This is a genomic window from Streptomyces sp. NPDC015345, from assembly GCF_043078805.1.
Lineage (GTDB): Bacteria > Actinomycetota > Actinomycetes > Streptomycetales > Streptomycetaceae > Streptomyces.
Window position 1 is genome coordinate 536,042 of record NZ_JBIBTX010000005.1, and the last position, 16,606, is coordinate 552,647.

19 protein-coding genes are annotated in these 16,606 nt (G+C 70.2%); 10 read left to right on the forward strand and 9 right to left on the reverse strand.

The window, feature by feature from the left end; genetic code table 11:
• Position 1: 1 nt before the first annotated feature.
• Complete coding sequence (locus tag ACF062_RS23625; protein ID WP_392140938.1) at positions 2–787, forward strand: MerR family transcriptional regulator; 786 nt, start codon at positions 2–4, stop codon at positions 785–787.
• 130 nt (positions 788–917) lie between these two features.
• A complete protein-coding gene (locus ACF062_RS23630) occupies positions 918–2,294 on the forward strand; it encodes a serine hydrolase domain-containing protein (RefSeq protein WP_392140940.1) in 1,377 nt (458 codons plus the stop codon).
• A 97-nt stretch (positions 2,295–2,391) separates the two neighbouring features.
• On the opposite strand, the gene ACF062_RS23635 is transcribed toward ACF062_RS23630, so the two are convergent.
• Both ACF062_RS23635 and ACF062_RS23640 read right to left on the reverse strand, forming a co-directional pair.
• Positions 2,392–2,844, reverse strand: coding sequence for a GNAT family N-acetyltransferase (locus tag ACF062_RS23635; RefSeq protein ID WP_392140942.1), 453 nt, complete (start codon positions 2,842–2,844; stop codon positions 2,392–2,394).
• Positions 2,845–2,909: 65 nt separating this feature from the next.
• Entirely contained in the window at positions 2,910–3,368 is a 459-nt protein-coding gene (locus ACF062_RS23640; RefSeq protein ID WP_392140944.1) for a MarR family winged helix-turn-helix transcriptional regulator, read from the reverse strand.
• Positions 3,369–3,509: 141 nt separating this feature from the next.
• Between ACF062_RS23640 and ACF062_RS23645 the strand changes: the two genes are divergently transcribed.
• On the forward strand, positions 3,510–4,724 hold the full coding sequence (locus tag ACF062_RS23645) for an MFS transporter (RefSeq protein ID WP_392140946.1): 1,215 nt from the start codon (positions 3,510–3,512) through the stop codon (positions 4,722–4,724).
• Between the two features lie 47 nt (positions 4,725–4,771).
• A complete protein-coding gene (locus tag ACF062_RS23650) occupies positions 4,772–5,200 on the forward strand; it encodes a heme-binding protein (RefSeq protein WP_392140948.1) in 429 nt (142 codons plus the stop codon).
• Between the two features lie 34 nt (positions 5,201–5,234).
• Here the strand turns inward: ACF062_RS23650 and ACF062_RS23655 are convergent, their stop codons facing one another.
• Positions 5,235–6,104, reverse strand: a complete 870-nt coding sequence (locus ACF062_RS23655; RefSeq protein WP_392140950.1) for a GNAT family N-acetyltransferase — start codon at positions 6,102–6,104, stop codon at positions 5,235–5,237.
• Positions 6,105–6,109: 5 nt separating this feature from the next.
• On the reverse strand, positions 6,110–6,646 hold the full coding sequence (locus ACF062_RS23660) for a DUF2269 domain-containing protein (protein ID WP_392140952.1): 537 nt from the start codon (positions 6,644–6,646) through the stop codon (positions 6,110–6,112).
• A 77-nt stretch (positions 6,647–6,723) separates the two neighbouring features.
• Between ACF062_RS23660 and ACF062_RS23665 the strand changes: the two genes are divergently transcribed.
• Both ACF062_RS23665 and ACF062_RS23670 read left to right on the forward strand, forming a co-directional pair.
• Positions 6,724–7,356 carry an HAD family hydrolase gene (locus ACF062_RS23665; protein ID WP_392140954.1) on the forward strand — a complete coding sequence of 211 codons (633 nt, stop codon included), beginning with the start codon at positions 6,724–6,726 and terminating at the stop codon, positions 7,354–7,356.
• A gap of 368 nt (positions 7,357–7,724) precedes the next feature.
• Entirely contained in the window at positions 7,725–9,269 is a 1,545-nt protein-coding gene (locus tag ACF062_RS23670; protein WP_392140956.1) for a globin domain-containing protein, read from the forward strand.
• Between the two features lie 13 nt (positions 9,270–9,282).
• Here the strand turns inward: ACF062_RS23670 and ACF062_RS23675 are convergent, their stop codons facing one another.
• The 4 genes from ACF062_RS23675 to ACF062_RS23690 form a co-directional block, all read right to left on the reverse strand.
• Complete coding sequence (locus tag ACF062_RS23675; RefSeq protein WP_223775622.1) at positions 9,283–9,765, reverse strand: NUDIX domain-containing protein; 483 nt, start codon at positions 9,763–9,765, stop codon at positions 9,283–9,285.
• A gap of 83 nt (positions 9,766–9,848) precedes the next feature.
• Entirely contained in the window at positions 9,849–10,799 is a 951-nt protein-coding gene (locus tag ACF062_RS23680) for a LysR family transcriptional regulator (RefSeq protein WP_392140958.1), read from the reverse strand.
• Positions 10,800–11,048: 249 nt separating this feature from the next.
• Complete coding sequence (locus ACF062_RS23685) at positions 11,049–12,194, reverse strand: cystathionine gamma-lyase (RefSeq protein ID WP_392140960.1); 1,146 nt, start codon at positions 12,192–12,194, stop codon at positions 11,049–11,051.
• Between the two features lie 5 nt (positions 12,195–12,199).
• Positions 12,200–12,580, reverse strand: coding sequence for a phage holin family protein (locus ACF062_RS23690; RefSeq protein ID WP_392140962.1), 381 nt, complete (start codon positions 12,578–12,580; stop codon positions 12,200–12,202).
• Positions 12,581–12,695: 115 nt separating this feature from the next.
• On the opposite strand from ACF062_RS23690, the gene ACF062_RS23695 reads away from it, so the two are divergent.
• From ACF062_RS23695 to ACF062_RS23710, 4 genes are all read left to right on the forward strand, one after another.
• A complete protein-coding gene (locus tag ACF062_RS23695; protein ID WP_223775619.1) occupies positions 12,696–13,013 on the forward strand; it encodes a cupin domain-containing protein in 318 nt (105 codons plus the stop codon).
• Positions 13,014–13,182: 169 nt separating this feature from the next.
• Complete coding sequence (locus tag ACF062_RS23700; protein ID WP_392140964.1) at positions 13,183–13,404, forward strand: DUF5326 family protein; 222 nt, start codon at positions 13,183–13,185, stop codon at positions 13,402–13,404.
• Positions 13,405–13,843: 439 nt separating this feature from the next.
• Positions 13,844–14,557, forward strand: coding sequence for an IclR family transcriptional regulator (locus tag ACF062_RS23705; RefSeq protein ID WP_392141212.1), 714 nt, complete (start codon positions 13,844–13,846; stop codon positions 14,555–14,557).
• A 106-nt stretch (positions 14,558–14,663) separates the two neighbouring features.
• Positions 14,664–15,101 carry an SsgA family sporulation/cell division regulator gene (locus ACF062_RS23710; RefSeq protein ID WP_223775617.1) on the forward strand — a complete coding sequence of 146 codons (438 nt, stop codon included), beginning with the start codon at positions 14,664–14,666 and terminating at the stop codon, positions 15,099–15,101.
• A gap of 87 nt (positions 15,102–15,188) precedes the next feature.
• On the opposite strand, the gene ACF062_RS23715 is transcribed toward ACF062_RS23710, so the two are convergent.
• Complete coding sequence (locus ACF062_RS23715; RefSeq protein ID WP_392140966.1) at positions 15,189–16,589, reverse strand: YibE/F family protein; 1,401 nt, start codon at positions 16,587–16,589, stop codon at positions 15,189–15,191.
• Between the last annotated feature and the right edge of the window lie 17 nt (positions 16,590–16,606).

Here is a 16,606-nt window from a genome sequence, read left to right on the forward strand (position 1 = left end):
CGTGCTGACCATCGGTGAACTGGCGTCGTACGCCGGAGTGACAGTGCGCGCGGTGAGGCACTACCACGCGAAGGGGCTGCTGCCGGAGCCGGAGCGCGACCACTCCGGGTATCGGCGGTACGACGCCGGGGCCGTGGTCGAACTGATCCGGATCCGGACCCTGGCCAAGGCCGGGGTTCCTCTCGCACGCATCCGTGAGCTGCTCCAGGCGGGCGGGGAGGAGTTCGCCGCGGCGGTCGCCGAGATCGACGAGCGGCTGCGGGCGGAGATCCGGGAGCGGCAGCTGCACCGTGAGCGGATCGCCCGCCTCACCGCCGGGGACAGCCTGGCGCTGCCCCCGGAAGTCGTCGGGTTCCTCGACCGGCTGCGGGCGCTCGGCGTCGACGAACGGATCATCCGGGTCGAACGCGACGGCTGGATCCCGCTGGCCGCCCACTCGCCCGAGCGGGTCCCGGAGTGGGCGGCGCGCAAAGGCGAGCAGCTCGATGATCCGCGGCTCGTCGACTTCTACGTCACCCTGGGCCAGGCGCTGGACGGGGCCGACGACGACCCGCGCCTGGTCGAGCTGGCCGACAGGCTGGCCGCCTACATCACGCGGGTGGCCGAGGAGCAGGGCGAGGATTACGTCGACGACGCCGACATCGAGCCGCCGTTCACCAAGCTGATGGACGCGCTGGCCTTTGACACCGCGCCGCCGGCCCGTCGACTGTTCGAGCTGCTGAAGGAACGGGGCTGGGCGGGCTGGACGAAGCTGGAGCGGGTGGAGCCCGTGCGGCGTCGGTGGTGACGGCGGTGACGGTGGGCGGTGTTCCCGGGCCGAACGGGGCATGGTGCCCGGGGAGGGTTCGGGTCCCGGTGTGCGGGGACAGAAGGCGAATTGGCTCGACGCACCGGCTCCACCCAGGTGAACTGTCCCCATGACAACGCCCCACGAAGAACTGCTCCCCACCACCCGCCGCGCCCTCCTGCACCGCATCGCCACCGCACAGGCGGAAGGCCGGACCCCTTCCCTGGTGGCCGCCGTGGCCAGGGACGGCGAGGTGGTGTGGAGCGGCGCCCGCAGCATGGTGGACGGGCACGCGCCGGATGAGAACGTCCAGTACCGCATCGGGTCGATCACCAAGACCTTCACCGCCGTCCTGGTGATGCGACTGCGGGACGAGGGACTGCTGGACCTGCGGGACCCGCTGGAGAAGCACCTGCCGGGGACGGGCGCGGGGGAGGCCACCATCGCCGAACTCCTCGCGCACACCGGCGGATTGGCGGCCGAGACGCCGGGGGAATGGTGGGAGCGCACGCCCGGGTCGACGCGCCCGGAGCTCACCGACGTCCTCGGTGAGCAGCCCTTCCGGCACCCCGTCGGCCGCCGCTTCCATTACTCCAACCCCGGTTATACGTTGCTCGGTTCGCTGGTGGAGACGGTGCGGGGCGCCTCGTGGGAGGACGTGCTGCGCCGCGAGGTGCTCGAACCGCTGGGGCTGAACCGCACGAGCGCACAGCCGCAGGCTCCGCACGCGGGCGGTTGGGCGGTGCATCCGTGGGCGGACGTGATGATGCCGGAGCCCGCCGAGGATCTGGGGCTGATGGCACCTGCCGGCCAGCTGTGGTCCACGACGGCTGACCTGGCGCGCTTCGCCTGTTTCCTGGCGAAGGGTGACGAGCGGGTCCTGGGCGCTGAGTCCGTCCGGGAGATGCGGACCCCGTCGGCACCGTCGCAGCCGGAGAGCTGGGACAGGTCGTACGGCCTGGGCCTGGACCTGCTGCGGTGGGAGGGACTCAGCCTGGCCGGGCACACGGGTTCGCTGCCGGGCTTCCTCGCCGGTTTGTGGGTGAGCGAGCAGGAGGGGGTGGCCGCGGTCGCGCTGGCCAACTGCACCTCCGGGCCGCTGGTGGCGACGCTGGCAGCGGACCTCGTGAAGATCGTGGCCGAGGCGGAGCCGCGCATCCCCGAGCCGTGGCGGCCGCTCCCCGAAGTCGACGAGAAGGTGCTGGAGCTGGCAGGTCCTTGGTGCTGGGGGACGCAGGTGCTCGCGCTCCGTCTGTCGGCCGACGGAGGCGTCGAGCTCGGCCCGCTGTCCGGCGCGGGACGCCAGGCGCGGTTCCGGTCCAACGGCGACGGCACCTGGACGGGGCTCGACGGCTATTACGCGGGAGAGCTGCTGCGGCCGGTACGGCGGACGGACGGCTCGGTGAGCCATCTCGACCTGGGGTCGTTCGTCTTCACGCGCAAGCCGTACGACGAAGGGGCGCCGGTGCCCGGTGGCGTGGCCCCGGAGGGATGGCGGGGTTTCTGACGGACGGTGACGAGGGGCCAGAGGCGGCGGGTCAGAGGCGACGGGCCAGAGGCGAGGGGCCATGTTTCACGTGAAACATGGCCCCTTCCGCGCCGCCTCAGAGCTGAAGCTTGAAGCCCAGATGCGAAGCGCTGAACCCGAGCCGCTCATAGAAGCGGTGGGCATCGGTGCGGGTGGCGTCGGAGGTCAACTGGACCAACTGGCAGCCTTGGCGGCGGGATTCCTGGATCGCCCACTCGATGAACCGGGTGCCGAGCCCGCTGCCGCGCTCGTCGGCGTGCACGCGTACGCCCTCGATGATCGACCGCGTGGCGCCCTTCCGGGAGAGCCCCGGAACGATCGTGAGCTGAAGCGTGCCGACTACGCGGCCCTCCCGTACGGCGACGACCAGACGCTGGTTGGGATCGTCGGCCAGGCGCTGGAACGCGGCGACGTACGGGGTGAGGTCGTCCGGCGACTCACGCGTGGCTCCCAGGGGGTCGTCGGCGAGCATGGCGACGATGGCGGGCAGGTCGTCGGCTACGGCCGGGCGTATCTCAAGATCTCCCATGGCCGCAGCCTATGCGGGCCACCGCTTCAGGAGCAGGCCTCTCTCCGGACGAGGAGCGGGCAGCCCTAGGCAGGCACGCGCAGTGTCTCGACGGCCTTGACCAGCGGAGCGAGCTCAGGATTCCGGGCGGCCTCGTCGAGGGCCTCGCGCAGGGCCGCGTCATTGGTGGGGCGCGCCTCATTGAGCAACGCGGTGCCGGCCTCGCTCACGTCCGTGTAGATGCCGCGCCGGTCGGTGGGGCACAGGTAGCGCGAGAGCAGCCCGCGGTCCTCCAGGCGGCTGACCAGGCGCGTGGTGGCGCTCTGGCTCAGGACCACGGCGTCCGCGACCTGCTTCATCTGCAGATGGCCGCCCTCGCCGTCGTGCTGGCGGCTGAGCACGTCGAGCAGGGAGTACTCGCGCACGCTCAGCCCGTGCTCGGCCTGAAGGGCGCGCTCGATGTGGCTCTCGATCTGCCCGTGGAGCAGGGAGAGCGCGCACCACCCCTGAGCAAGGGCGGTGAGTGCGGGATCCGTCGCTGTCATGGCTCTTGTTTCCTCCGTCCCGGAGTGACTACGACCCAGGATAGTCCACCCGTGCAATATCCAGCGCTTGCAATTAACCCGCGTCTGCAACTATTGTGGACGCACGTTAAGCGCACCTGCAACCGTCTGGAAGGTAGTCCCATGCCTCTCGCGCTACTGGCCCTCGCGATCGGCGCCTTTGGAATCGGCACCACCGAGTTCGTGATCATGGGGCTGCTCCCCGAGGTCGCGGGTGACTTCGGCGTCTCCATCCCCACGGCCGGCTTCCTCGTGACCGGCTACGCCCTCGGTGTCGTCCTCGGCGCCCCGCTGATGACCGTCCTCGGCACCAAGATCTCGCGCAAGCGGATGCTGATGCTGCTGATGGGCCTGTTCATCGCGGGCAACCTGCTCTCCGCCGTCGCCCCGGTCTTCGGCGTGATGCTGGCGGGCCGTGTCGTCGCGTCCCTCGCCCACGGCGCCTTCTTCGGCATCGGTTCGGTCGTCGCGGCCGAGCTGGTCGCCCCCGAGAAGAAGGCCGGCGCCATCGCCATGATGTTCACGGGCCTGACCGTGGCCAATGTGGTCGGTGTGCCCCTCGGTACCTTCGTCGGGCAGACGCTCGGCTGGCGCATGACCTTCGGACTCGTCGCGGCGCTCGGTGTCGTCGGCCTCGCGGGCATCGCCAGGCTCGTCCCCGACCTGCCCAAGCCCGAAGGTGTCCGGCTGCGCCACGAACTGGCCGCCTTCCGCAACGTACAGGTGCTGCTGGCCATGGCGATGACGGTCCTCGGCTTCGGCGGCGTCTTCGCCGCCGTCACCTACCTGGCGCCGATGATGACGGACGTCGCCGGCTACGCGGACTCCTCCGTCACCTGGCTGCTCGTCCTCTTCGGCCTCGGCATGGTCGCAGGCAACCTGATCGGCGGGAAGTTCGCGGACCGCGCGCTGATGCCGCTGCTGTACATCTCGCTGGGCGCCCTGGCCGTCGTACTCGCCCTCTTCACGCTCACCGCGCACAACAAGATCGCCGCCGCCGTGACCATCACGTTGATCGGCGCGCTGGGATTCGCGACCGTACCGCCGCTCCAGAAGCGCGTCCTCGACCAGGCCTCCGGCGCCCCCACCCTCGCCTCGGCCGTCAACATCGGCGCCTTCAACCTCGGTAACGCCCTCTCGGCCTGGCTCGGCGGGATCGTCATCGCCGCGGGCCTCGGCTACACCGCCCCGAACTGGGTGGGCGCCGTCCTCGCCGGATCGGCTCTCGTCCTGGCCATTCTCTCGGCCGCCCTGGAGCGCCGCTCCGCCGCGGCGGCCCCCAGCCTCGTCGTGACCGGCAAGGCCCCCGCCGAACAGGCCGCGCCCGTACACCACTGACCCTTCTTCCGCCCCTCTCAGTACCGCACCGCAAGGAGAAACACCGTATGAGCCCCGCCACCGCCACCGCCGTAGCCCCGCTGACCATCGAGGACGCCGAAGCGCTCGTCACCGCGGCCCGCCGCGCCGCCGAGGCGGCCGACGTCACCGTCAGCGTCACCGTCCTCGACGCGGGCGGCCACCTCCTGGCCTTCCGGCGCGACGACCGGGCCGTGCTGATCTCCGGTGAGACCAGCACCCGCAAGGCGTACACGGCCCTCCAGCTGAACGCCCCGACCGCCGACCTGGTCGACGCGGTCCAGCCCGGTGGCCTTTTCCACACCCTGCCCACCGCCCTCGACCGGCCGCTGCTCTTCATCGCGGGCGGCGTGCCGGTCCACCGTGACGGTCGCCTGATCGGCGCGATCGGAGTCGGCGGCGGCGCCCCCGAGCAGGACCACGGCTTCGCGACGGAGGCCGTGGAGGCCCTCGCGTAACCCCCGTACGCGACGGAGAGGCCCGCGGGTGCTCTCAGCCCGCCGCTACCGTCAGCGGTGCGAAGCGGCGGGTCCAGTCGCCGGGCAGCTCCGGCGTGCCGTGGGCCATCACGGCGTTGAAGGCGACGGGGGCGAGACCGCTCTCCTTCAGCCAGTCGAGCAGCTCTTCGTGCCGTACGTCGATGTCGGTGCGCAGCGGCCGGTCGGTGTGCGCGCCGAGCGAGGCGATGAGCGCCTTCGCGGTCTCCGTGTCCCGTGCGATGAGCGGGCCGACGACGTGGGTCTCCATGTTCGGCCAGGCGCCCGCGTAGCCGATGATCTCCCCGTCGGCCTCCGCGACCCGGAGCTGGTCGGTGAAGGCGGGCAGCCGGGTGATCACGTGGGTCCGGTCATGCCCGAACACCTCGGTGTCGAGCCGGAGGATGGCGGTCAGGTCCTCCGCGGTGGCCGGGCGGGTCGCGATGCCGGGAAGCGGCCCGGCGGGGACCAGATGGCCGCGGACCATCTCGGCCCGGCCGATCACCTTGAAGCCGAGCTGTTCATAGAGGGGGCGGCCGTTCGGTGTCGCGTGGAGCGTCACCGGGATGGTGGCGGTCTCCTCGATGGCGTACCGCATCAGGCGGCGGCCGATGCCATGGCGGGCGTACCGCTCGGCGACGAGGACCATGCCGATCGCCGCGAGGCCGGGCCGCTCCTGCGGGCCGTACCGGGTCACTACGTAGGCGCCGATGAGGCCGTTGCCGTCGGGGTCGTCGATGCCGTAGCCCGTTCCGGCCGACAGCAGGAGACCCCACTTGTGTTCCTCACGGGGCCAGCCCCTGTCCTCGGACAGGTCGGCGCAGGACGCCAGATCGCGGGGGGTGAGTCGGCGGATGGGCAGTGCGGAGAGGGAAGGTGTCGACACTCGGGTCAGGCTGTCTGACGTATGTCCCCGGCGTCCACCCGTTTGTGGGCAGAAGCACGTTGCTTTTGGCCACGTCGGGTGAGCCCCCAGGGCTTGAGCACCGACAGGACCGTCATGAACAGGTAGGCGCTGAGCGAGATGAGTGGGCCGGCGATCAGGCCGGCCGTGTCGGGTACCGGATTGCCCACGGACACGGTCGCGGCCGACTCGTCGACACCGGGACGCAGCGCGAAGGCCGACGCGAGGGTGGTGGCCAGGGTGAGCCAGAACTTTGTGTAGACCCAGCGGTGCCTGGCGAGGCCCCACTGGGTGCCCAAGGACAGCACCAGTCCACTCACCAGGGTCATCAGGGCGAGCGGGAGAACCAGCCAGTCCGCGAAGACCTTCATCGAGCGGACGGAGGCTTCCACGGCCGCGGGGGCGTCCGTCGTGATCGCGGTGAGGGCGAGGGCGGCGAGCCCGAGCGTGAGCCCGAGCCAGCAGGCTGCGCCGATGACATGGACGACCAGGGTGGCCCGGCGAGCGGGGCGGCTAAGTTTCACGTGAAACACAGTGCCGACCGAGGCGGGGCCAGGGCGTCTGACAGCGGGAGTAACCGCGGGTACTAGCCTCGGCGTACATGGCACGACTGCACCTCTTCGATCTGGATGGGACGCTGCTGCACGGCACGGCGGCGCCCGTAGAGATATCGCGGCAGCTCGGACTGGACGCGGAGATCACGGCGCTGGAGCGGGACTTCGTCGCCGGGCGCATCGACTCGCCGGAGTACGCGGTGCGCGTGTGCTCCCTGTGGGCGGAGCTCACGGACGCGCAGGTGACCGCCGCCTTTGAGGGGGCGCCCTGGCTCTCCGGTGTCCGAGAGACCTGGGCCCGGATCCGCGAGGCCGGTGACTACTGCGCGGTGGTGTCGCTCTCGCCGTCCTTCTTCGTGGAGCGGCTCGTCGAGTGGGGCGCGCATGCCGCGCATGGGTCACTTTTTCCGGCCGTGCCGTTCACCGAGCCCGTCGAACCGGCGGGCATTCTCGACGCCGCGGCCAAGGTGAGGATCGCGGACCGGCTCTGTGAAGAGTTCGGGATACACCGAAGCGATTGCGTCGCGTACGGCGACTCGCTGTCCGACCTGGAGCTCTTCGGCGTCGTACCGGTCTCTGTCGCGGTCAATGCGGACCCACGGCTGGTCAGCCTGGCCACCCACTCTTATGTGGGGCGCGACCTGCGTAAGGCGTACGAATTGGTCCGGCACGCCCGTTAATTGAGGGAATTGGCAGGCGGATGCATTGAATTACCGAGGAAGGGCAGGGGACTTGTATGTCGCGCGGCTGCCGGTATGGTCGACTCCGGTTCGTGCCGGGTGCGCTTCTTCGCATCCTGGGGGGCACGCGCGCAGGTCAACGAAGCCTAACGGGGCAGAGAGATCCAGAGCCGGTACTTCTCGTTATGCAGCCGATGCGGTGACGCCGAATGGGATGCTGCCGTGAGTCACTGCGGCCAATGTCACATTCTCGACCTACTTGTCCGTAGGGCCCGGTAACTCGGGGTTCAATGTGGCCGGATCGGCCATCGAGGCAGAGCGGGGAAAGCAGGCGGCTTCCGACAGGAAGTGCACAGACCGACCGAGAGATGTTCGAGGCGAGGCACAGCATGGACGCTCCGACCACCACGTCGTCGGACGACGGCACTTCCGGCGGCGGGGGTGGCTGGTTCACTCCGCGCAGGCCCCCGAAGCGGCCGGAGGACGGCCACCCGCAGCAGCCCGGCGCCGATGCGCACCAGGCCTCCGAGGGTCGGCGGCCCGCTTCCATACGTCCCCTGGGCCGGCCTGAGGGCCCCGTGCCCGCCGCCGAGCCTGTCGCTGAACCGGGGGAAAGGCCGTCGGACGAGGCGGCGGCCGACTCCGCGGCCGGCTCCGCGGGCAGCTCGGCGGAGGAGCGAATACTGGCTGCCGCTTCGGTCGGCCCGTCCCCCGCAGTTCAGTCCCAGCCCACTCCATCCCCGGCGACACAGTCGGCGCCACCCCCCGTGGTGAAGGACTCCGTGGCCAAGCCGTCCCGACCGGCGTCGCCCGACGCCGCCCTGGTGCAGCGCACGATGGCCGAGATCGGCCCTGTCGCCGACCAGGTCACCTCGTACTTCTACGCGCTGCTCTTCACCCGCCACCCCGACCTGCGCCCGATGTTCCCCGCGGCGATGGACACCCAGCGGGACCGCCTCCTCAAGGCGCTGCTGACAGCGGCCGAGCACATCGACCACACCGACGTACTCGTCTCGTATCTGAAGAACCTCGGCCGGGGGCACCGCAAGTACGGCACCCGCCCCGAGCACTATCCGGCCGTCGGTGAATGCCTGATCGGTTCGCTGAGCCGGTACGCGAGCGCGATCTGGGACGAGGAGACCGAGGCCGCCTGGGTCCGCACATACACGACGATCTCCCAGGTCATGATCGACGCGGCGGCTGAGGACGAACTGCGCGCCCCCGCCTGGTGGTTCGCGGAGGTCGTCTCACACGACCTGCGGACACCGGACATCGCCGTGGTCACGGTCCGCCCGGACCAGCCGTATCCGTTCCTGGCCGGGCAGTACACCAGCCTGGAGACCCCTTGGTGGCCGCGGATCTGGCGGCACTACTCCTTCGCGTCGGCGCCCCGCTCCGACGGGCTGCTCTCCTTCCACGTCAAGGCCGTCCCGGCCGGCTGGGTCTCCAACGCACTCGTGCACCACGCCCGTCCCGGGGACGTCCTGCGGCTGGGCCCGCCGGGAGGCTCGATGACCGTCGACCACACCACCGACAGCGGCCTTCTCTGTCTGGGCGGCGGCACGGGCATCGCGCCGATCAAGGCCTTGGTCGAGGACGTCGCCGAGCACGGCAGGCGGCGCCCGGTGGAGGTGTTCTACGGCGCCCGCACCGATCACGACCTGTACGACATCGACACGATGCTGCGGCTGCAACAGAGCCACCCCTGGCTCTCCGTCCGCCCGGTCGTGGACGAGCGGGCCCAACTGCCGGACGCCGTGCGCGAGTACGGCCCGTGGAACGAGTACGACGCCTATCTCTCGGGTCCGCCCGGCATGATCCGCAGCGGTGTGGACGCGCTGCGAGACGTCGGCATCCCCGAGGCACGCATCCGCCATGACTCCGTGGAGGAGCTGGTGGTCGCGGGGGAGTGACCCACAGCCCGGTTCAGCCCAGATCAGGGGCGTGCATCGCACGTACGCCCTCGATGTTGCCGTCCAGATAGTGCCGCAGCGACAGCGGTACGAGGTGGACCGAGGCGATGCCGACCCGGGTGAAGGGCACGTGCACGATCTCGTACTCGCCGCACGGCTCCTCGATCTCGGGGCCGTGCCGCAGGCCGGTGTCCATGGACTCCAGACGGCAGACGAAGAAGTGCTGCACCTTCACGCCGGTCGCGCCGCCGTCCTCACCGATGTGCTCCACGGTGTCGACGAAGCAGGGCACGACATCGGTGATCTTGGCGCCGAGTTCCTCGTGCACCTCGCGGTGGAGTGCGTCGACGACGGTGGCGTCCTCCGGTTCCACGCCGCCTCCCGGGGTGATCCAGTACGGATCGACGCCGGGCTTGGTCCGCTTGATCAGGATCAGGTCGTCTCCGTCCAGCAGGACGGCGCGCGCGGTGCGTTTGACCACGGGTCGGACGGTCATGGGGGGAATGTGGCCCGGACTGTTCCACGTGAAACATCGCGGCCCACTCGGAACCGCCATCAAGCCCAGTCGCCGACCGTCCCTCAAGACCATTCGGCGGCGGCCCGCAGCAGCCATTCATGCGCCCGAGCGATGTGGGGCATGGCCGGCGTGCCGGTGCGCACGACCAGGAAGTACGTACGCAACGGCGGTACCGGGGGTTCGAGGAGGGCCAGGACATCCCCGCGCTTCAAGGCGTCGGCGCAGAGGTAGCGGGGCAGTACGGCGAGTCCGGCGCCCGAGGCCGCGCAGGCGAGGACCGCCCGCAGGTCCGGCACGATGACGGCGCCGGAGGCGGCCGGGCGGGCGTCGAAGACAGCGGCCCAGTAGCGGGAGACGAACGGCAGCGTCTCGTGCACCTCGACCACCGGCAGGTTCTCCAGCGGCAGCGCTCCCCCGCGGCCCAGTCCCCCGCGGCCGAAACCGCGGGGGCCCGGCCCGCCGGGTCCCGGCCCACCGAGACCGAGACGGGCGGCCCACCGCTCCCCCGCGACCAGGACGTGCTCCTCGTCGCAGAGCGGCGTCGCGGTGAGCAGCGCGCCGCGCGGCCGGGCCGTGGCGATGGCCAGGTCGTGATGTCCGGCCGCGAGCCCCTCCAGGACCTCGTCGGCGGTGCCGAACGAGGCGCGCAGGGCGTACCCGTGGCCGTCCTGTCCGGTCAGGGCGGTGAGCGCGGGCAGGGCACGCTCGGCGGTGAACTCGGGCGGTCCCGCGAGGTGGAGGGTGCGCATGGGCGACTCCTCGTCGGGCCCGGCCTCGGCGATCTCCATGAGCGCGTCCAGGTGCGGGGCGGCCTTGTGGGCGAGTTCGTCGCCGATGGTCGTGGGGGTCACGCCGCGGGCCTGGCGCAGGAAGAGGGGGCGGCCGAGCTGCCGCTCCAGGGTGCGGATCTGGGACGTGACGGCAGGCTGTGAGAGGCCGAGCAGTGCCGCGGCGCGGGTGAAGGAACCGGCCCGGTGCACCGTCACGAAGGTGCGTAACAGGGCCAGATCCATGACGACGTCCCTCCCCTTCGCCCCCAGGGTGCGCACAACTATAAATATGTCGATAGGTCCCTGCCGCTACTGTGATTGGACACTGACACACAGTCAACTAGCCTTGTGAGCGCGGTTCTTCGCACGCGGAACCGGGACGGTCCGAGCCACGAGGGGGGAGGCTCGGACCGTTCGTCGTACGTAGCCCGGGTGTCGTCCGGGGCCGAGGGCGGCGTCGGCGCACAGGAGCGGCCGGGCCGTCGGCAGTTCTCACTCGGCGGACGCGTCCAACGCGCGGAGCACGTCATCCACCAGGTCATGCGGGTCCTCGGCGCCCGCGGAGAAGCGGATGAAGCCCTCCGGGACGTCATCGCCGCCCCAGCGCCCGCGCCGCTCGGCCGTGGACCGCACACCGCCGAAGCTCGTCGCGTCGTCGACGAGACGCAGTGCTTCCAGGAACCGCTCGGCACGCGCCCGGGTGGGCAGCGTGAAGGAGACCACGCACCCGAAGCGCCGCATCTGCCGCGAGGCGATCTTGTACGAGGGGTCGTCGGGCAGCCCGGGGTAGCGCAGCCCCGCCACCTCGGTCCGTTCGCGCAGCGCCTCGGCGAGGGCCAGGGCGTTCGCGTTCTGCCGGTCGGCACGCAGGTGGAGTGTGGCGAGCGAGCGGTGCGCGAGCCAGGCCTCCATGGGGCCGGGGATGGCACCGACGATCTTGCGCCAGCGCCGTACGGAAGCGGTCAGCTCCGCGTCGCGGCAGGTGACGTACCCCAGGAGGATGTCTCCGTGGCCGGTGAGCATCTTCGTGCCGCTGGCCACCGCGAAGTGGGCGCCCAGTTCCAGGGGGCGCTGGCCGAGCGGTGTGGCCAGGGTGTTGTCGACCGCCACCAGGACGCCACGCGCGCGTGCCGCATCGGCGAGGCGACGCACGTCGCACACGTCGAGGCCGGGGTTGGACGGCGTCTCGATCCACAGCATCTTGGCGCCGTCCAGGACGTCGAGCTGGGCGTCACCGGCCGTCGGGGCGGTGCGCACCTCGATGCCGTACGCCGTGAGCTGCTCGCGGACGAGGGGGAGCACTTGGTAGCCGTCGTCCGGCAGGACCACCGCATCCCCGGCGCGCAGCTGGGAGAAGAGCACCGCCGAGATCGCGGCCATGCCGGAGGCGAAGGCGAGCGTCTCGACGTCCGCACCGGCGCCCGGGGCCTCCAGCTCGCCGATGGCGCGTTCCAGGTGCGTCCAGGTGGGGTTCTCGTCGCGTGCGTAGGCGTAGCCGCCGGTGGGGTCACCGGGGAGGTGGAAGTGCGCGGCGAACACCGGGCCGGGCAGCGTGGGTTCGTGCTTCACCGGCTCGGGCAGCCCGGCCCGCACCGCTCGCGTCCCGTCACCGATGCCTGTCGCCGAAGAGTCCGTCATGCCGATCAGTCCTTGTCGTCCGGGAGCACCATGTTCATGGCCCAGGACACGATCGAGATGATCAGGCCGCCCAGGACGGCGGTCCAGAAGCCCTCCACATGGAAGCTGACGTCGAGCTTGTCGGCCAGCCACGAGGTGAGCAGCAGCATCAGGGCGTTGACCACGAGGGTGATCAGTCCGAGGGTCAGGATGAACAACGGGAAGGTGAGGACCTTCACCACCGGCTTGACCAGGAAGTTCACCAGTCCGAAGAGCAGCGCGACGACGATCAGGGTGCCGACCTTCTTGCCGGTGCTGCCGCCGGTCAGCGTGATCTTGTCGAGCAGCCATACGGCTACGGCCAGGGCCGCGGCGTTGGCGATCGTCTTGACTACGAAATTCTTCATGTGTCTGATCGTGGCAGACGTGGACCGGAAGCGGTCGGGTCACGAGACCGGCGGAATCCGCGGGACATCCGCGGACATCCGCGGAACGAGCACCAGCGAGGGGCGTACGAGGGCGATGAAGGCATTCCGGCTGGACGATCTGGAGGCGGAGCGCGCCGCGAACGACGGGGCGTATCTGCAGTTTCTGCGGGAGCGGAACATGTCGGTCGGTCTCTACGCGCTCGACGCGGGGGAGTCCGACCCGCAGCAGCCGCACGGGCAGGACGAGGTCTACATGGTCGTCAGCGGCCGTGCCTCGATCACGGTCGGCATGGAGACCACGTCGGTCGCGCGCGGCAGCGTCGTGTACGTGCCGGCCGGGGTGGCCCACAAGTTCCACCACATCAGCGAGGACCTGCGGGTCCTGGTCGTCTTCTCCCCGCCCGAGGCCTGAGGGCGGGGTCTGACCTCGGGGTTCTCTCAGGGTCGGATCAGGGAAGGACAAGGGCTGCGCGGCCCCCGCAGCGGGCTTTGGCGCTCTAGCATCGAATGCAAGGAGCCGGGAGCCTGCGGACATTCAGGATCCCGCACCGACGTGAAGTGCGCGGAGAGAGGTAAGGACGATGGCGGCGAAGGAGATCTTTGCGGGAATGCCGTGGTGGGTGAAGTGGGTGGCCGTGCCCGTCATCGCCTTGGTCGTGTTCGGCGGTGTGATAGCGACCGTTGTCGGGTTCGTCGTCGGCCTGCTCTTCAAGGCGCTGCTATTCGTCGCCTTGGTCGGTGGACTCATTTATGTCGTACGGAAGTTCATATCCGGCTCGTCCTCGTCCCGCACCGATTGGTGATCGCCGCCGCATACATCGGGCACTGATCACCTGCAACCGTCGCTGAAGTGGTTACTCGCCGATTGGTTACTACCTGGTGGTGACTTTTCGAAACGGGTCCCTCGGCCGAGGGATGTTTCCCCGCAGACGGCCGCAGAGCGGTGGCCAAGGGTTAGAGTCCGAAAACCGACGCGGGGTTGCTCCCCGCGGACGGGCGCATTGCCCTCCCGTGTTTCTCCGGGCACGGGCGGCCCCCCACGCGCTTCGGGAGTGAACCTTGGCCGCGGTCGACGCCTCCACTTCACCGGTCGGTACCCCCACTTCACCGGCCGCCACCTCCACCGCACGGGCCGACGCCACCCCATTACCGGCCGACGCCAGCGCCCTTCCACCGGCGGACGCCACGGCCACGGCCGCCGCCCCCGTCACGCCCACCCTCATCGGCTCCGTGCAGCGGGCCATGCGGCTGCTGGAAGCCGCCTCCACGCACCCGGACGGCGCGCCCGCCAAGCAACTGGCCCGCGAAGCGGGGCTCGCGCTCCCCACCGCCTACCACCTGCTGCGCACGCTGACCCACGAGGGCTATCTGCGCCGCGAGAAAGGAGTGTTCGTACTCGGCGAGGCGGCCGAGCGGCTCAGCAGCAGCGGGGCGCAGCAGAATCGTCGCGGCACGATCGGTGACGCGCTGGCGCACTGCCGGGACGTCATCGGGGTGCCGGTGTACTTCGCGGTCTACCGCGAGGGCGAGATCGAGATCGTGGCGGTCTCCGACACCCCGGGCAATCCCGCGGTCGAGGAATGGGCAGACTTCCGGGAGACGGGTCACGCCCACGCCATCGGGCAGTGCCTGCTCTCCCAACTCGACGACGAGGCCAGGCAGGACCACCTCGACCGCTATCCGGTTCAGTCGATCACGCGTTACTCGGTCCGCGACGACCGCACGTTTCTGCGTCGGCTCGAGGCGATGGAGCGGATGAGGCCCGTGGTGGAGCGACAGGAGTACGCGTTGGGGACGGTCTGCGCGGCGATTCCGATCTTGGCGGGAGACACCGCGGCGACCTTGGCCATTTCCGTGCCCGCAGGTCAGGCGGACAGGCTGCTGCCCGCGGCGGAGAGATTGCAGCGTGAGATCGGAAAGCTACTAGGGACACTCGCCTTCTCTATCAGCATCTGAAAACTCACTCCTTGTGATCTGGTGTGTACTTTAAGCAAGATGCCATGAGTGTCAGGGAGTTGGTTCCTGGCCACTTGAAGGCCAAGTGACGGGGTAGGGCGGCGCGATGGACGAGACGGTTCAGGCAGAGGTCATGATGAGCTTCCTTGTTTCCGAGGAGCTGTCGTTTCGTATCCCGGTGGAGTTGCGCTATGAGACCGGTGATCCTTTTGCCGTGCGGCTGACGTTTCATCTGCCCGGTGACGCTCCGGTGACGTGGGCATTCGGCCGGGAGCTGTTGATCGACGGAGTGGGCCGGCCGTGCGGGGTCGGGGATGTGCGGATCGAGCCCACTGATCCCGAGTTGATGGACGAGGCGCTGATCAGGCTTCAGGTCGGCCCGGATCAGGCGCTGTTCCGGGTGGGCATTCCGCCGCTGCTCGCCTTCCTGGACCGTACGGACAGGTTGGTGCCGCTCGGGCAGGAGCGGACGCTCGCCGACTTCGACGCGCACCTCGACGAGGCGCTCGACCGGATCCTGGCGGAGGAGCAGAACGCGGGCTGACCGCCGACCGGTGGGCAGATATGAATGGCAGATTGGTGCATTTCGCGGCTTCTCCCGGCTCAAAGGGCCGCGCGGGCCCCTCCGGCGTCAGGCCTTGCGGCGGCGGCCCTTCCCGCCACGGGAGGATCGCGGAGCGGGGGTGCCGGTGGCCGCGGCCGGGCCGCCGGGCCCGGTGGTGGCGGAGCGGTCGGCGGAGACCACCAGGGCGGCCAGCGCGGTGGTCACCGGCACCGACGCGACCAGGCCGATCGAGCCGATCAGGGTGCGCACGATCTCCTCGGCGACCAACTCGCTGTTGGCGACCGTGCCCACGCTGGACTGCGCGATCGAGAAGAGCAGCAGCAGGGGCAGCGCGGCGCCCGCGTAGGCGAGGACGAGGGTGTTGACGACCGAGGCGATGTGGTCGCGCCCGATGCGGATGCCCGCGCGGTAGAGGCCGCGCCAGCCCATGGTCGGGTTGGCCTGGTGCAGTTCCCAGACGGCTGAGGTCTGGGTGACCGTCACGTCGTCCAGGACGCCGAGCGAGCCGATGATGACGCCCGCGAGCAGCAGGCCGCTCATGTCGATGGACGGATACAGGCCGTGGATGAGGCCGGTGTTGTCGTCCGTGTTGCCGGTCAGCGCGGCCCAGCCGATGAACAGGGAGCCGAGCAGGCCGATCAGGAGGAGGGAGATGAGGGTGCCGAGCACCGCGACCGAGGTACGGGCCGTGAGGCCATGGCAGAGGTAGAGCGCGACCAGCATGATGGCGCTCGCCCCGATCACCGCCACGACCAGGGGGTTCGACCCCTGGAGGATCGCCGGCAGGATGAAGAAGGTCAGCACCAGGAAGCTGATGGCGAGTGCCACCAGGGCCATCACACCGCGCAGCCTCCCCACCACCACGACGGCGAGCGCGAAGATGCCGGCGAGCAGCGCCATCGGGATCTTGCGGTTCACGTCGGTGACCGAATACTGAAGGCCCTCGGGGGCCTTGGGCTCGTAGGCGACCACCACCTCTTGGCCCTTGCGCAGTTGCCGGGGCGAGTCCGGCTGGATGATCTCGGTGAACGTGCGGCCCTTGTCGTCACCGCTGGTCACCTCGATCAGCGCCTTCTTGCAGGTGCCCTCGGCCCGGGACTGGGCGCTCTGGCCCTCGGGAGTGGAGGTGTCGCCGTTCGGCTGCGGCTGCGAGGGGTTGAGGTCCTTGCAGGGCAGTTCCTGCACCTTGGCGACCGTCGCCGACTGTGTCTGCCGGTCGAAGCCGACGCCGGTGCGTTCATGGCTCGGCGTCCCGCCCGGCCACAGGACCAACAGGCCCACGACGACCGCGGTGGCGAAGGGGATCAGCACCGCCGCGATGACCTTGCGCAGGTGCTGGGAGACGGGCGCGGCGGGGCCGTGGCTGTGCGTATGGCCGTGTCCGTGTCCGTGCCCGGAGCCGTCGGGGGACGGGCCGGAGCGGGGCGGTTGCGAGGGCGGAGGCGGCGGCGGGGGTGTGGTGGTCACGGACCGATCATCGCAAG

Coding starts and splice junctions, on each gene's coding strand:
- ACF062_RS23675 (WP_223775622.1), bottom strand. CDS start 9,765: ATGACCGTCCGACCCGTGGTCAAACGCACCGCGCGCGCCGTCCTGCTG.
- ACF062_RS23685 (WP_392140960.1), bottom strand. CDS start 12,194: ATGACGGACTCTTCGGCGACAGGCATCGGTGACGGGACGCGAGCGGTG.
- ACF062_RS23665 (WP_392140954.1), top strand. CDS start 6,724: ATGGCACGACTGCACCTCTTCGATCTGGATGGGACGCTGCTGCACGGC.
- ACF062_RS23670 (WP_392140956.1), top strand. CDS start 7,725: ATGTTCGAGGCGAGGCACAGCATGGACGCTCCGACCACCACGTCGTCG.
- ACF062_RS23705 (WP_392141212.1), top strand. CDS start 13,844: ATGCGGCTGCTGGAAGCCGCCTCCACGCACCCGGACGGCGCGCCCGCC.
- ACF062_RS23640 (WP_392140944.1), bottom strand. CDS start 3,368: ATGACAGCGACGGATCCCGCACTCACCGCCCTTGCTCAGGGGTGGTGC.
- ACF062_RS23710 (WP_223775617.1), top strand. CDS start 14,664: ATGGACGAGACGGTTCAGGCAGAGGTCATGATGAGCTTCCTTGTTTCC.
- ACF062_RS23635 (WP_392140942.1), bottom strand. CDS start 2,844: ATGGGAGATCTTGAGATACGCCCGGCCGTAGCCGACGACCTGCCCGCC.
- ACF062_RS23700 (WP_392140964.1), top strand. CDS start 13,183: ATGGCGGCGAAGGAGATCTTTGCGGGAATGCCGTGGTGGGTGAAGTGG.
- ACF062_RS23645 (WP_392140946.1), top strand. CDS start 3,510: ATGCCTCTCGCGCTACTGGCCCTCGCGATCGGCGCCTTTGGAATCGGC.
- ACF062_RS23630 (WP_392140940.1), top strand. CDS start 918: ATGACAACGCCCCACGAAGAACTGCTCCCCACCACCCGCCGCGCCCTC.
- ACF062_RS23680 (WP_392140958.1), bottom strand. CDS start 10,799: ATGGATCTGGCCCTGTTACGCACCTTCGTGACGGTGCACCGGGCCGGT.
- ACF062_RS23650 (WP_392140948.1), top strand. CDS start 4,772: ATGAGCCCCGCCACCGCCACCGCCGTAGCCCCGCTGACCATCGAGGAC.
- ACF062_RS23695 (WP_223775619.1), top strand. CDS start 12,696: ATGAAGGCATTCCGGCTGGACGATCTGGAGGCGGAGCGCGCCGCGAAC.
- ACF062_RS23690 (WP_392140962.1), bottom strand. CDS start 12,580: ATGAAGAATTTCGTAGTCAAGACGATCGCCAACGCCGCGGCCCTGGCC.